Raw genomic sequence first — 13,138 nt, 5'->3', positions numbered from 1 at the left:
ATGTGATGCCTTCTCCTGCCGTACCTGACGCTCCAGAACACGGGCCGCACCCAGTGGCCAGCCGTGCCATTGTCCAGGCCTTTGTCGATGCGTTGTGGCTGGAGGAGGGGCTGTCGCGCAACACGCTGGACGCCTATCGGCGCGATCTCACCTTGCTGGGTGCGTGGTTGGGCAGCCACGGCAAGGATGTGTTGCAGGCCAATGAAGCCGACCTGAATGCCTACTTTTCCCACCGGCACAGCCAGACCCGCGCCACTACGGCTAATCGGCGTCTGACGGTTTTCAAGCGTTTCTTTCGCTGGGCTTTGCGGGAGCGTCAGATCCCCACCGATCCCACCGTGCGCATGCAGTCTGCACGCCAGCCCCTGCGGGTGCCAAAAACCTTGACGCAAGCCCAGGTGGAGGCCTTGCTGGGTGCGCCCGACCTTGCCACCCCGCTGGGACTGCGCGACCGCGCCATGCTGGAATTGATGTACGCCAGCGGCTTGCGCGTGTCCGAACTGGTCATGCTCAAGACTTGGAACGTGGGCATGAACGAAGGCGTTCTGCGTGTCATGGGCAAGGGTGGCAAGGAGCGCCTGGTGCCGTTTGGCGAGGTGGCGCAGCAGTGGCTTGAAACCTATCTGCGCGACGCGCGCACCGCTATCCTGGGCGGGCAACAAACCGATGACCTGTTTGTGACGGCGCGCGGCAGTGGCATGACGCGCGTGATGTTCTGGATGATCGTGAAAAAGTATGCGCTGGTGGCCGGTATTACTTCGCCGCTGTCACCGCATACCTTGCGCCACGCCTTTGCCACGCATTTGCTCAACCATGGGGCCGACCTGCGTGTGGTGCAACTGCTGCTCGGGCATGCCGACATTTCCACCACCACCATCTATACCCATGTGGCCCGCGAAAGGCTGCGCCAGATCCATGCACAGCACCATCCCCGAGGGTAATTCCATTTCTAAATCATCCGTGTCGTTGTTGCTTCGCCTTGCCGCGCTGCAGCACTGTCTGCGGCTTCGCGCCTAGACGCGAATGATTTGGAAATGGAATATGGGGGCTTGTTGCGCGTTATTCTGCGCCGAGGCTATCGGCCCAGGCCAGGGCCTGCAAGTGGGCCATGTTCACCTGGTGGTTCGAGAGGTGCAGTAACTCGGTGTTGTGGGCGAAAGCCGCTTCGTCGCCACTTTCGCAGGCCTTCGTCAGGGCCAGGAAGGGAGCAAAAATCCCCTTGTTGTGCAGCAGAGCATCGAGCACCGGCTCTGGCAGGGCGACTGATTCAAGGGCTTCCTCCAGAGGAATGCCGAGCATGGCATCGAGCAGCGAGAACACCCCCACGACAAAAGCGTTGTCGCACTCTTCAGCCGGCAGCATCTCTTGCGCCAGCAATTCCATCAGGCGCCCGCGCACCACAGCCGTGGTTCCGATGGCGGGGGCGGTTCCGCTGGCGCGGGAAGTGGTGAGCAGCAGGGCGGCCCAGCGGAACAGCTTTTTCAGGCCCAGGATCATCACCGCATGGCGGAACGACGTGATCTCGCAGGACAGACCAAACCCCGAGGAATTGATGAAGCGCAGCAGGTTGAACGAGAGAGTGGGGTCCTTCTTGAGAAGGTCCTCGATTTCGGCCGAAGTGGCCTGTTTGCGCACCAGGTTGATCAATTGGATGATGATGGCCTGAGACGGACGGATGGTTTTGGTCTTGACCAAGGAAGGTTTGGCAAACCAGAATCCTTGGAAAAGCTTGACGCCCAGGTCTGCCATGAGCTGGAACTGTTCGGCCGTTTCCACCTTTTCGGCCACCAGATCTGCCTTGGTATTGGTGCGTGCAAATTTCACCAGCGGCGCTGCCATTTCAGGCTTGAAGGCCATCATGTCGAGCTTGATGAATGCGGCCAAGGGCAGCCATTGGACATAGGCGCGGCGCAGTACGTTTTGGCTGAAGGCCAAGCGAAAGCCCCGCTTGGTCAGTGACGTCAAAAGCTCTACCGCGTGTTCGATTTCTTCGGGGCTGGCGCCTTCGGGCAGCGTGGGCACCTCCAGCACCACCTTGTCGGGGTGGATCAACTCCAGGTGGCCGGACGCCAGGCTTTCGTGCGTGCAGTTGATGAAAATGATTTTCTTGCCCACCAAGGCTTCGGTGTCGCCATGCGAGAGTGCGTTGAACAGCAGGGCGGCATCGCTGGCGGCGGTGTGGGTGGCCAGCGCGGTGGAGCGGTCATACAACTCATAGCCGAACACGGAGCGCTCTGCGTCCACGATGGCCTGGCGGGCGATCAAGGCGGCGCCGCTTTCGTGCTCAAGGGTGGGGGAGAGGGCTTGCTCGGGCGTGCTGGACATGAGGTTGGTATGGTGTTGAGAGGCTATTTTAGGGCCGTTACCCGTCGATGTGATCGGCCCAGGCCAGTGCCTGAAGGTGTGCGCCGTTGATTTGTTGGCTGGTCAAATGTACGTTGCTGGCCGCCCGGTTGAAAGCGTCGTCATCGCTGGACTCGCAGGCATTGACCAGGGTCAGCAGATCGCCCAGATGGCCTTCACGGCGCAACAGCGCCGCGCTGACGGCCTCGGGCACGCTCAGCAGGTCCAGGGCTGCGGGCATGGGCATGCCCAGCATGGCGTCCAGCAGCGAGAAGATGCCCACCACAAACGCTTCGTCGGCTTCTTCGCGGGACTGGGTTTCCAGTGCCAACAGTTCCATGAGCCGCCCCCGCACCACGGCGGTCTGCCCGACGGATGAGGGCGGGCCACCCGTGCGCGAGACGGTGAGCAACAGCGCCGCCCAGCGGAACAGCTTTTTCAGGCCCATGAGCATGACTGCCTGGCGGAAAGACGTGATCTCGCGTGTGAGGCCAAACCCCGACGAGTTGATGAGGCGCATCAAGTTGAAGGCCAAGCCCGCATCCTTTTTGAGCACATCTTCGATCGCGTCGGTGCTGGCCTGCTTGCGCACCAGGTTGATGAGTTCAAGAATGCTGGCCTGCGAGGGTGATACCAGCTTGGCTTGCACGACTGAAGGGCGTGCAAACCAATAGCCCTGGAACATTTGTATGCCCTTGCTCGACGCCATGTCGTACTGCTGGGCCGTCTCTACCTTTTCGGCGATCAGGTCGGCTTCGGAGTGGCGGTTGGCGTAGCTGATCAGCACGGCCAATTGGTCGGGGGCCAGTGCGGAAAGATCGAATTTAATGTAGTCGGCCAGGGGCAACCAGGAGGCATAAGCCGACTGCAACACCGTGTGGTTGAACGCCAGATGGAAACCGCGCTCACGCAGTGCCATGAGGATGGGCAGCCTTGTCGTGACCTCCTCTGTGGCCACATGGCCCAGCGGGGGAATTTCCAGCACCACTTTTTCGGGGTCCACCAACTCCAGGTGGCCGCCGGTCAAACTCTCATGCGTGCAGTTGACAAAAATCAGCTTCTTGCCCACCAGCTCTTCGGTACCGGCATGGGAGAGGGCGGTAAAAACCAGCGCCACATCCGTGGCTGCAGTGTGCGTGGGGCCTGTACGGGAACGGTTGAAAAGCTCGTAACCAATCACGGCCTGCTGAGCGTTCACGATAGCTTGGCGGGCAATGAGTGCCACGGATGGCTGTGGGTCGTCTTGGAAGGAGGGGGCAGAGCTTCCAGAGCTGGAGTGGCTCGGCATGTCGGAGGGCATGGGTGTCAGGGAGGTGGTCTAAGGGGCTAGGGCGATCATTGTAGGAAGCTTTGCCTTGGCCAGGCTGTCTTATGCGCTTTCCAGCCATTGCAACTCGGTTTCGCTGAAGCCCGCCAAGCGGCGTGCGGCGCGGTTGAGGGGCGGCTTGGGGCGGGGGGCCTGGTAATGTTCGATCAGGGTCGCATAGTGCGCTTCGGGTTCCACGCCCTGGCGTTTGCACAGCCAGCGGTACCAGTGGTCACCGATGGCGACATGGCCCACTTCCTCGCGCAGGATCACATCCAAAATGTCGGCCGCCGCCAAGGCATCGGGCGTGCCCACTTGCCGCAGCTTGCGCTGGATGAGGGGGGTAGCGTCCAGCCCCCGGGCCTCCATGGTACGGGGCACCAAGGCCATCCGGGCTGTGGCGTCGTGGGCGGTTTTCTCGCACAGCGTCCACAGCCCCTGGTGGGCCGGGAAGTCGCCGTAGTCATATCCTTGTTTTTGCAAATGTGCGCGCAGCAGGCTGAAGTGTTGCGCTTCTTCGGCTGCCACGCGAAGCCAGTCAAGGTAAAACGGGCGCGGCATGCCATCGAAACGCCAGATGGCGTCCAGTGCGAGGTTGATGGCATTGAACTCGATGTGCGCGATGGCGTGCAGCAACACGGCACGCCCTTGCGGTGTGGCGGGGGAGCGGCGGGCCATTTCGGTGTAGCTGCGCAGCTCGGGCCGCTCGGGGTGGCCGGGCAAGGCCTGTGTCTCGGTGGGTGGCGCAGGCGCGTTATCTGCTATTGAAAGAAGAGCTGCTTGCGCTTGCATGGCAAGCGTTTGCTGCACTTTTTGCTCAATATCAGTAAGACACAAGACCTGCAATGCACGGTGGCGGAGCTCCATCCTTACAATTCTAGGTGCTGCCCTGTGCCGCAAGCCTGCGGCTTTGTGTAACCAAAGGCAGCATCTTTTTTTCGGGAAACTATCTGCATGGCAATTTATGAACTCGACGGCGTTGCGCCGCAGGTGTCCGATTCAAGCTGGGTGGCCGACAGCGCCCAGGTGATGGGCCGGGTGGTGCTGGGCGAGGACGCCAGCATCTGGTTCGGCACAGTGGTGCGGGGTGATACCGAGAGCATCACCATCGGCGCGGGCTCCAATATCCAGGATGCCAGCGTGTTGCATGCCGATTTTGGCAAACCCCTGGTGGTGGGTGAGCGCGTGACGGTGGGGCACCAGGTGATGCTGCACGGCTGCACCATCGGCGACGAGACGCTCATCGGCATTGGCGCAGTGGTGCTCAATGGCGCCAAGATCGGCAAGAACTGCCTGGTGGGCGCGGGCGCGCTGGTCACCGAGGGGAAAGAGTTCCCCGATGGTTCCATGATCATCGGGAGCCCCGCCAAGGTGGTGCGCCAGCTCACGCCGGAGCAAATGGATGGCCTGCGCATGAGTGCGCTGCATTACATCGAGAACGCCCGCCGCTTCAAGAACGGCCTGCGCAAGCTCATCTGATTTTTTTTGGAACCCCTGCGTGTCTGAACTTCACAAGTTTCTCTTCGATGGCCTGCCCGTGCGCGGCATGCTGGTGCGCCTGACCGACGCCTGGACCGACATCCTGGCGCGCCGCGCCGGCAACACTGCCACCGGCCCTTATCCGGCGCCGGTGCGCGAACTGCTGGGCGAGATGGCGGCCGCGGCCGTGCTCATGCAGTCGAACATCAAATTCAACGGCGCGCTGGTGCTGCAGGTGTTTGGCGACGGCCCCGTCAAGCTGGCGGTGGCCGAGGTGCAGTCGGATCTGTCCTTGCGTGCCACGGCCACGATCGTTGGCGAAGTGCAGGACGGTGCGCGCCTGAGCCAGATGGTCAACGTGGGCGGCGGCGGGCGCTGCGCCATCACGCTCGACCCGAAAGACCGTCTGCCCGGCCAGCAGCCCTACCAGGGCGTGGTGCCGCTGCATGGCGACCAGCATGAAAAGCTCGAACGCCTGTCCGATGTGTTGCAGCACTACATGCTGCAGTCCGAGCAACTCGACACCGTGCTGGTGCTGGCGGCCGACGACAAGGTGGCGGCGGGCCTGCTGATCCAGCGCATGCCCCTCAAGGGCACCGGCAACCTGGGGGGGCAGCTGAGCCACAGCGAGAACGAAGACCAGATCGGCCGCAACGAAGACTACAACCGCATCGCGCACCTGGCCTCCAGCCTGACGCGCGAGGAGCTGCTGACGCTCGATGTGGACACCATCCTGCGCCGCCTGTTCTGGGAAGAGAAGCTCCTGCGTTTCGAGCCGCAGCAGGGCCAGGACGGCCCGCGCTTTGCCTGCACTTGCTCGCGCGAGCGCGTGGGCCGCATGCTGCAAAGCCTGGGTGCGGCCGAGGTCGAGAGCATCCTGGCTGAGCGGGAAAACATCGAGGTAGGGTGCGAATTCTGTGGTCAGCAGTACCACTTCGACGCCGTGGATGCCGCAGGGCTGTTTGCGGCGGCACCCGTGGCACAGGCCCAGGACTCACCGGCTTCGCCCACGCTGCACTGAAACCAAGCCAGTTGCTTGAAATGGGCGCGGTCCCAGGCCAGCGGCCACCGCGCAAGGGCCGCCAATACTCTGCTGTTCGGGCGCTGGTGGCATCCCCCTTCCCGGCGGAGCCGAGAGGGGGAAGGCGCGCGCAGCGCCACAGGGGGTTGTTCTCTATCTTGCCGGGGTGTACTGGACGTAGATCTCGCCCTGTTTGACCATGCCCAGCTCGCTGCGGGCCTTTTCCTCGACCATGTCGAGGCCTTCCTTCAGGTCATGCACTTCGGAAGCCAAGCGTTCATTGGCTTCTCCTGCCCGTGCGTTCGCCGCCTTTTGCTCATCCAACTGGCTTTGCATGGCCGCAACGCGCGGAATGCTGCCGCGGCCCAGCCAAAGCTGGGCCTGCAGGGCTGCCAGAAGGGCCAGCAGCACGGCCAGCAGGAGACGGGAGCGCACGGCTGCCTGCCTGGTCAGCGCAGATTGTAGAAGGCGCGTCGGCCAGGGTAGTGGGCGATGTCGCCCAGGTCTTCCTCGATGCGCAGCAGCTGGTTGTACTTGGCCATGCGGTCCGAGCGGCTCAAGGATCCGGTCTTGATCTGGCCCGCGTTGGTGCCGACGGCGATGTCGGCAATCGTGCTGTCCTCGGTCTCGCCCGAGCGGTGGCTGATGACGGCGGTGTAGCCGGCGCGCTTGGCCATCTCGATGGCGGCGAATGTCTCGGTCAGCGTGCCGATCTGGTTGATCTTGATGAGGATCGAATTGGCAATGTTTTTCTCGATGCCTTCCTGCAGGATCTTGGTGTTGGTGACGAACAGGTCATCGCCCACCAGCTGCACGTTTTTGCCCAGGCGGTCGGTCAGAATCTTCCAGCCGTCCCAGTCGCCCTCGTGCATCCCGTCTTCGATGCTGATGATGGGGTATTTGTCGCACCAGGTGGCGAGCATGTCGGTCCAGGCCTGAGCGCTCAGGGCCAGGCCTTCGCCGGCCAGGTGGTATTGGCCGTCACGATAGAACTCGCTGGCGGCGCAATCGAGGCCCAGGGCGATCTGTTCGCCGGCGGTGTAGCCGGCGGCGTCGATGGCTTGCAGGATCAGTTCGATGGCTGCTTCGTGGTTGGCCACGCTGGGGGCAAAGCCGCCTTCGTCGCCCACGGCGGTGCTCATGCCCTTGTCGTTGATGATCTTTTTCAGCGCATGGAACACTTCGGCGCCCCAGCGCACGGCTTCGCGAAAGCTTGGTGCGCCCACGGGGATGATCATGAACTCCTGGATGTCGAGCGTGTTGTTGGCATGTGCGCCGCCGTTGATCACGTTCATCATCGGTACGGGCAACTGCATGCCGCCCATGCCACCCAGGTAGCGGTACAGCGGCAGGCCCGATTCCTCCGCTGCGGCACGCGCCACGGCCATGGAAACAGCCAGCATCGCGTTGGCGCCCAGGCGGCTCTTGTTGTCCGTGCCGTCCAGGTCGATCAGGGTCTTGTCGAGGAAGGCCTGCTCGGACGCATCCAGCCCCAACACCGCTTCGCTGATCTCGGTGTTGATGTGCTCCACCGCCTTGAGTACGCCCTTGCCCAGGTAGCGGCTCTTGTCACCGTCGCGCAGCTCAATGGCTTCGCGCGAGCCGGTCGATGCGCCGGACGGCACAGCTGCGCGGCCCATCACGCCCGACTCGAGCAGCACGTCGCATTCGACGGTGGGGTTGCCTCGGCTGTCGAGGATCTCGCGGCCTACGATGTCAACAATGGCACTCATGGTTTTCCTTATGCAGAAGTTTTAAATCAAATGCGCCTCAAACGCTCATTCAGCAAGCGCTGGAAGCTATGAATAATGGAGCGGTTTTCAGAGGCCTTCCACGCACACCAGCCGCATGATGGCCGCGCCCTCGCGCGCTGCGCGGGCCTTGCCGTACTCGGGTGAATGGTAGAAGGCTTTGGCTGCTTCAAAGCTTTCGAATTTGGCGATCACTACGCGATCGGGCGTCCAATCGCCTTCCATGACTTCCACCTGGCCGCCGCGCACGCAGATTTCCGCGTTGTGCGAAGTAAACGCCGCGGTGGACCACTTTTTGTATTCCTCGTACTGCGCGGGATTGGTGACGCGGACATTGGCGATGACGTATCCACTGGGCATGTTCAAGCTCCAAAGTTGTTTTCGAGAAAGCCGTTCTTTTTGGTCACGGCATCGAGCGCGAGCAGCGTTTCCAGCAGCGCACGCATGTGTTTCAGGGGAACGGCATTCGGGCCGTCGCTCATGGCGTTGGCCGGGTCGGGATGCGTTTCCATGAACAAGCCTGCCACGCCCACGGCCACGGCCGCGCGGGCCAGCACCGGCACCATCTCGCGCTGGCCGCCGCTGCTGGTGCCCTGGCCGCCAGGCAGTTGCACGCTGTGCGTGGCGTCGAACACGACGGGAGCACCCGTCTCGCGCATGATGGCCAGACTGCGCATGTCGCTCACCAGGTTGTTGTAGCCAAAGCTGGCGCCGCGCTCGCAGGCCATGAAGTTGTCCTCGGGGAGCCCTGCTTCCTTGGCGGCAGCCCGGGCCTTGTCGATGACGTTCTTCATGTCGTGTGGTGCGAGAAATTGGCCTTTCTTGATGTTCACCGGCTTGCCCGACTGGGCCACCGCGCGGATGAAATCCGTCTGGCGGCACAGGAAGGCGGGCGTCTGCAGCACGTCCACTACCTTGGCCGCCTCGACGATGTCTTCTTCGGTGTGCACATCGGTGAGCACGGGCAACTGCAGTTCGCGCCGGATCTTGGCCAGGATCTCCAGGCCTTTCTCTCGGCCTGGGCCCCGAAAGGTGCTGCCCGATGAGCGGTTGGCTTTGTCGAAGCTGCTTTTGAAAATGAACGGGATGCCCAGGCTGGAAGTGATTTCCTTGAGCTGGCCCGCCACGTCCATTTGCAACTGCTCGGACTCGATCACGCAAGGGCCGGCAATGAGGAAGAGGCGGTGTTCCAGACCGATGTCGAAGCCGCAGAGTTTCATGGCGGTGTTTCCTTTGCTTACGCTGCGGCCTTGGCGGCCTTCTGGTGTTCCACGGCCGCCTTGATGAAGGCGTTGAACAGCGGGTGGCCGTTCCAGGGCGTGGACTTGAACTCGGGGTGAAACTGCACGCCGATGTACCAGGGGTGCACGCTCGTGGGCAGCTCGACGATCTCGGTCAGGTGCTCGCGCTGCGTCAGCGCCGAGATCACCAGGCCCGCCTTGCGCAGCTGGTCGAGGTAGTTGACGTTGGCCTCGTAGCGGTGGCGGTGGCGCTCGGTGACGACGTCGCCGTAGATGCTGTGGGCCAGCGTTCCGGGGGCCACGTCCGAGCTTTGCGCACCCAGGCGCATGGTGCCGCCCAGGTCAGAGTTGGCGTCGCGCGTCTTGATGGTGCCGTCGGCATCCTTCCACTCGGTGATCAGCGCAATCACCGGGTGCTTGCAGGACGGATCGAATTCCGTGGAGTTGGCGCCGGGCAGGCCAGCCACATGGCGGGCGTACTCGATGGTGGCCACCTGCATCCCCAGGCAAATGCCCAGGTAGGGCACCTTGTGCACCCGGGCGAACTTGGCCGTGCAGATCTTGCCTTCCACACCGCGCGAGCCAAAGCCGCCGGGCACGAGGATGGCGTCGTACGGGGCCAGCTTGTCGGCTTCCTGGCCCTCGATGGATTCGGAGTCGAGGTGGTCGATGCGCACACGCACATGGTTGCGCATGCCGGCGTGGCGCAGCGCCTCGTTGACGGACTTGTAACTGTCGGACAGCTCCACGTACTTGCCCACCATGGCGATGCGCACTTCGCCTTGGGGGTGTTCGGTTTCATAGACCAGGTCGTCCCAGCGCTTGAGGCTGGTGGGGGGGGTGTTCAGGCGCAGCTTGTCACAGATCAGACCATCCAGGCCCTGCTCGTGCAGCATGCGCGGCACCTTGTAGATGGTGTCCACGTCCCACATGCTGATCACGCCCCACTCGGGCACGTTGGTGAACAGCGAGATTTTTTCGCGCTCTTCGTCAGGAATGCGGCGGTCGGCGCGGCACAGCAGCGCGTCGGGCTGGATGCCGATTTCACGCAACTTTTGCACCGTGTGCTGCGTGGGTTTGGTCTTGAGCTCGCCCGCAGCGGCGATGAAGGGCACGTAGGTCAGGTGGACGAAGGCGGCGTTGTTCGGGCCGAGCTTCAGGCTGAGCTGGCGCACGGCTTCGAGGAAGGGGAGCGACTCGATGTCGCCCACGGTGCCGCCGATCTCGACGATGGCGACATCGACCGCATCGTCGGTTCCCACGCCAGCACCGCGCTTGATGTATTCCTGGATCTCGTTGGTGACGTGCGGGATCACCTGCACCGTCTTGCCGAGGTAGTCACCCCGGCGTTCTTTCTCCAGCACCGACTGGTAGATGCGGCCGGTGGTGAAGTTGTTGGTCTTCTTCATGCGCGTTTCGATGAAACGCTCGTAGTGACCCAGGTCGAGGTCGGTTTCAGCGCCGTCGTCCGTGACGAACACTTCACCGTGCTGGAACGGGGACATGGTGCCCGGGTCCACGTTGATGTACGGGTCGAGCTTGATGAGGGTGACTTTGAGACCGCGCGATTCGAGAATCGCGGCAAGGGAGGCTGAGGCGATTCCCTTGCCCAGGGAAGACACCACACCGCCGGTGACGAAGACAAATTTGGTCATGTCTTTTTAAGGTGGTGGGAAATTCTGATTATAGAGGCCGCCCCCATGACGCTGCAGCGCCCGCGGCCCGCGTAGTGGCACCGTCTGCTAAATTGCACCCTATGAACGAGCTTGCTGGCAAACACATCGTCCTGGGCCTCAGTGGAGGCGTAGCCTGTTACAAATCGGCCGAGCTGTGCCGTGCACTCATTCGCGAGGGCGCCACCGTGCAGGTCGTTATGACCGAGGCGGCTGCACAGTTCATCACGCCGGTGACCATGCAGGCGCTGTCGGGTCGGCCCGTGTATGGCTCGCAATGGGATGCACGTGCGGCCAACAACATGCCGCACATCAACCTCAGCCGCGAGGCCGACGCCATTTTGATCGCGCCCTGTAGCGCAGATTTTTTCGCCCGACTGGCCCAGGGGCGGGCCGATGAATTGCTCAGTCTGCTGTGCCTGGCACGTCCCCAGGAGCGTGTTCCGCTGCTGCTGGCGCCCGCCATGAACCGTGAGATGTGGGCGCACCCCGCCACGCAGCGCAATCTGGAGCAGGTCGTGCAGGACGGCGCTACGGTGCTGGCCGTGGGCACCGGCGACCAGGCCTGCGGCGAAACCGGCGACGGCCGTATGCTGGAGCCTGCCGAACTGCTGGAAGAGCTGATTGCCTTTTTCACGCCCAAGGTGCTGACAGGCGAGAAGGTGCTGGTCACGGCCGGCCCCACGTTCGAGGCCATCGACCCTGTGCGCGGTATCACCAACCACTCCAGCGGCAAGATGGGCTTTGCCATTGCCCGTGCCGCCCGCGAGGCGGGTGCAGAGGTCACCCTGGTGGCAGGCCCCGTGCACCTGGCCACACCGCGTGGCGTGCAGCGCATCAATGTGCAGTCTGCGCAGGAAATGCTTGCGGCCGTTGTACCCCGAGCGCAGCAAGCTACTGTTTTCATAGCGACTGCAGCGGTGGCCGATTGGCGCCCGGCGACAGCGTCAGAGCAAAAAATCAAGAAAGACGGCTCGGGCCAGACGCCAGTGCTGGGCTTCGTGGAGAACCCGGACATTCTTGCTGCGGTAGCGCAGTCACCGCATGCGCTGGTGGGAGATTTGTTCTGCGTGGGCTTTGCGGCCGAGAGCCACGACCTGTTGCGGCATGCCGAGGCCAAGCGCGCGCGCAAAGGTGTTCCCCTGTTGGTGGGCAATATCGGTCCAGCCACTTTCGGACAAGACGATAACGCCTTGTTGCTGGTAGACGCCCAGGGGCATCGCGAGCTGGCGCGTGCCTCCAAGCGCGCACTTGCACAGCAGTTGGTCACTGAGATTGCGCGTCGGCTGCCATCGGCGCAGGCCTGACTGCTCCCCGGAGATTGTTCCATGCCAGGCCCCAGCAAACCCGAATGGGATACGCCACCCGATGGCGATTTTGCAAACTATGTGGAGCGCCTGAGCCGTCCTCCTTCGGTGCAGCGTCCGTCTGAACCTGTGCCGATCGAGCCCAAGGACGGTGCGTCCACTGTTGCGAGCGGTGCCGGGCTACCGCCCGATCTGATCCAGGTGCTGGCGCCTTTTCAGGGGGTGTTGAAGCTGGTGCGCGCACTGTTACTGCTGTTCGCTGTGGTGCAGGGCGCGGCCTTTCTGGTGTGGGGCAAGGGCACTTTGATGGGGGTTGCAGTTGCGGGCGTGCTCTGGTGGGTGTTGGGCAGCTTGTCCAGCCGGGCCTTCGCGAAGCTGACATCGGAGATTCAGGGGCCAGGCAAGCCTTCCATGGCCCAACTGCAAGAGCGGTTGGCGCAACTGGCCAAACAACGCACTACAGAAAGCAAGGAAAGCAAGAAGTGAAGATCGATGTCCGAATTCTCGACCCGCGCATGGCGGATCAGCTCCCCGCCTATGCGACCCCAGGCAGTGCGGGACTGGATCTGAGGGCTTGCCTGGACGAGCCCCTGGTGCTGGAGCCCAATGCATGGCAGCTGGTGCCCACCGGCATTGCCATTCACTTGCGTGATCCGGGCTATGCGGCGCTCATCCTGCCACGCTCGGGGCTGGGTCACAAGCACGGCATCGTCCTCGGGAACCTGGTCGGCCTGATTGACAGCGACTACCAGGGTCAGCTCATGGTGAGCGCTTGGAACCGCAGCCAGGCACGCTACACGCTGGAGCCCCTGGACCGGCTGGCACAGCTGGTGATCGTTCCCGTGGTGCAGGCGCAGTTCAATGTGGTGCAGGACTTCGCCCCTACCGAGCGGGGTGAACGGGGGTATGGTTCTTCAGGCACCGCTTGATGGGCGGCGCAGTCGCATGCTGCTTTTGTAGGCGCTGGCTTACACCGGAGCGGGGCCTTGTCTGGCCTGGCGTCCAGCCGTTGCCCGG

Annotated in this window: 14 protein-coding genes; 6 read left to right on the top strand and 8 right to left on the bottom strand. The window is 62.9% G+C overall.

Annotated features, from left to right (window positions below; genetic code table 11):
- Window positions 1-5 precede the first annotated feature (5 nt).
- Entirely contained in the window at window positions 6-941 is a 936-nt protein-coding gene (gene xerD / locus C8D04_RS06800) for a site-specific tyrosine recombinase XerD (protein WP_116006064.1), read from the top strand.
- A gap of 118 nt (window positions 942-1,059) precedes the next feature.
- On the opposite strand, the gene C8D04_RS06795 is transcribed toward xerD, so the two are convergent.
- From C8D04_RS06795 to C8D04_RS06785, 3 genes are all read right to left on the bottom strand, one after another.
- Window positions 1,060-2,325: an HDOD domain-containing protein gene (locus C8D04_RS06795; protein WP_116004170.1), complete on the bottom strand. Its 1,266-nt coding sequence runs from the start codon at window positions 2,323-2,325 to the stop codon at window positions 1,060-1,062.
- 37 nt (window positions 2,326-2,362) lie between these two features.
- Window positions 2,363-3,643 (bottom strand): HDOD domain-containing protein, encoded by a 1,281-nt coding sequence (locus C8D04_RS06790; RefSeq protein WP_116004169.1) that lies wholly within the window; start codon window positions 3,641-3,643, stop codon window positions 2,363-2,365.
- Window positions 3,644-3,712: 69 nt separating this feature from the next.
- A complete protein-coding gene (locus C8D04_RS06785) occupies window positions 3,713-4,516 on the bottom strand; it encodes a ferritin-like domain-containing protein (protein ID WP_116004168.1) in 804 nt (267 codons plus the stop codon).
- 87 nt (window positions 4,517-4,603) lie between these two features.
- Between C8D04_RS06785 and C8D04_RS06780 the strand changes: the two genes are divergently transcribed.
- Complete coding sequence (locus tag C8D04_RS06780) at window positions 4,604-5,128, top strand: gamma carbonic anhydrase family protein (RefSeq protein WP_116004167.1); 525 nt, start codon at window positions 4,604-4,606, stop codon at window positions 5,126-5,128.
- Between the two features lie 19 nt (window positions 5,129-5,147).
- Window positions 5,148-6,149 (top strand): Hsp33 family molecular chaperone HslO, encoded by a 1,002-nt coding sequence (locus C8D04_RS06775; RefSeq protein ID WP_116004166.1) that lies wholly within the window; start codon window positions 5,148-5,150, stop codon window positions 6,147-6,149.
- A gap of 153 nt (window positions 6,150-6,302) precedes the next feature.
- On the opposite strand, the gene C8D04_RS06770 is transcribed toward C8D04_RS06775, so the two are convergent.
- The 5 genes from C8D04_RS06770 to C8D04_RS06750 all read right to left on the bottom strand — a co-directional run bounded on the left by C8D04_RS06770 (window position 6,303) and on the right by C8D04_RS06750 (window position 10,796).
- On the bottom strand, window positions 6,303-6,584 hold the full coding sequence (locus C8D04_RS06770; RefSeq protein WP_116004165.1) for a septum formation initiator family protein: 282 nt from the start codon (window positions 6,582-6,584) through the stop codon (window positions 6,303-6,305).
- Between the two features lie 14 nt (window positions 6,585-6,598).
- Window positions 6,599-7,882 (bottom strand): phosphopyruvate hydratase, encoded by a 1,284-nt coding sequence (gene eno / locus C8D04_RS06765; RefSeq protein ID WP_116004164.1) that lies wholly within the window; start codon window positions 7,880-7,882, stop codon window positions 6,599-6,601.
- Between the two features lie 87 nt (window positions 7,883-7,969).
- A complete protein-coding gene (locus C8D04_RS06760) occupies window positions 7,970-8,260 on the bottom strand; it encodes a DUF1330 domain-containing protein (RefSeq protein ID WP_116004163.1) in 291 nt (96 codons plus the stop codon).
- Window positions 8,261-8,262: 2 nt separating this feature from the next.
- Complete coding sequence (gene kdsA / locus C8D04_RS06755) at window positions 8,263-9,120, bottom strand: 3-deoxy-8-phosphooctulonate synthase (protein ID WP_116004162.1); 858 nt, start codon at window positions 9,118-9,120, stop codon at window positions 8,263-8,265.
- A 17-nt stretch (window positions 9,121-9,137) separates the two neighbouring features.
- Complete coding sequence (locus tag C8D04_RS06750) at window positions 9,138-10,796, bottom strand: CTP synthase (RefSeq protein ID WP_116004161.1); 1,659 nt, start codon at window positions 10,794-10,796, stop codon at window positions 9,138-9,140.
- 101 nt (window positions 10,797-10,897) lie between these two features.
- Between C8D04_RS06750 and coaBC the strand changes: the two genes are divergently transcribed.
- Genes coaBC through dut form a run of 3 tightly spaced genes read left to right on the top strand, consistent with a single transcriptional unit; the run spans window position 10,898 to window position 13,050 of the window.
- Window positions 10,898-12,121: a bifunctional phosphopantothenoylcysteine decarboxylase/phosphopantothenate--cysteine ligase CoaBC gene (gene coaBC / locus C8D04_RS06745; protein WP_116004160.1), complete on the top strand. Its 1,224-nt coding sequence runs from the start codon at window positions 10,898-10,900 to the stop codon at window positions 12,119-12,121.
- A 21-nt stretch (window positions 12,122-12,142) separates the two neighbouring features.
- Complete coding sequence (locus C8D04_RS06740; protein WP_233521129.1) at window positions 12,143-12,607, top strand: hypothetical protein; 465 nt, start codon at window positions 12,143-12,145, stop codon at window positions 12,605-12,607.
- On the top strand, window positions 12,604-13,050 hold the full coding sequence (dut, locus tag C8D04_RS06735) for a dUTP diphosphatase (RefSeq protein ID WP_116004159.1): 447 nt from the start codon (window positions 12,604-12,606) through the stop codon (window positions 13,048-13,050). The genes C8D04_RS06740 and dut overlap by 4 nt, the downstream gene beginning before the upstream one ends.
- Window positions 13,051-13,138: the final 88 nt, after the last annotated feature.

The sequence above is a fragment of the Simplicispira sp. 125 genome (genome assembly GCF_003096555.1).
GTDB lineage: Bacteria > Pseudomonadota > Gammaproteobacteria > Burkholderiales > Burkholderiaceae_C > Simplicispira.
The sequence above is the reverse complement of the archived record's forward strand: the minus strand, read 5'-3'. Positions and strand labels throughout refer to the sequence as shown.

Excerpts from the sequence above, each read along its gene's own strand:
- xerD (WP_116006064.1), top strand. The coding sequence starts at position 6 with ATGCCTTCTCCTGCCGTACCTGACGCTCCAGAACACGGGCCGCACCCA.
- C8D04_RS06795 (WP_116004170.1), bottom strand. The coding sequence starts at position 2,325 with ATGTCCAGCACGCCCGAGCAAGCCCTCTCCCCCACCCTTGAGCACGAA.
- C8D04_RS06790 (WP_116004169.1), bottom strand. The coding sequence starts at position 3,643 with ATGCCCTCCGACATGCCGAGCCACTCCAGCTCTGGAAGCTCTGCCCCC.
- C8D04_RS06785 (WP_116004168.1), bottom strand. The coding sequence starts at position 4,516 with ATGGAGCTCCGCCACCGTGCATTGCAGGTCTTGTGTCTTACTGATATT.
- C8D04_RS06780 (WP_116004167.1), top strand. The coding sequence starts at position 4,604 with ATGGCAATTTATGAACTCGACGGCGTTGCGCCGCAGGTGTCCGATTCA.
- eno (WP_116004164.1), bottom strand. The coding sequence starts at position 7,882 with ATGAGTGCCATTGTTGACATCGTAGGCCGCGAGATCCTCGACAGCCGA.
- C8D04_RS06760 (WP_116004163.1), bottom strand. The coding sequence starts at position 8,260 with ATGCCCAGTGGATACGTCATCGCCAATGTCCGCGTCACCAATCCCGCG.
- kdsA (WP_116004162.1), bottom strand. The coding sequence starts at position 9,120 with ATGAAACTCTGCGGCTTCGACATCGGTCTGGAACACCGCCTCTTCCTC.
- C8D04_RS06750 (WP_116004161.1), bottom strand. The coding sequence starts at position 10,796 with ATGACCAAATTTGTCTTCGTCACCGGCGGTGTGGTGTCTTCCCTGGGC.
- coaBC (WP_116004160.1), top strand. The coding sequence starts at position 10,898 with ATGAACGAGCTTGCTGGCAAACACATCGTCCTGGGCCTCAGTGGAGGC.
- C8D04_RS06740 (WP_233521129.1), top strand. The coding sequence starts at position 12,143 with ATGCCAGGCCCCAGCAAACCCGAATGGGATACGCCACCCGATGGCGAT.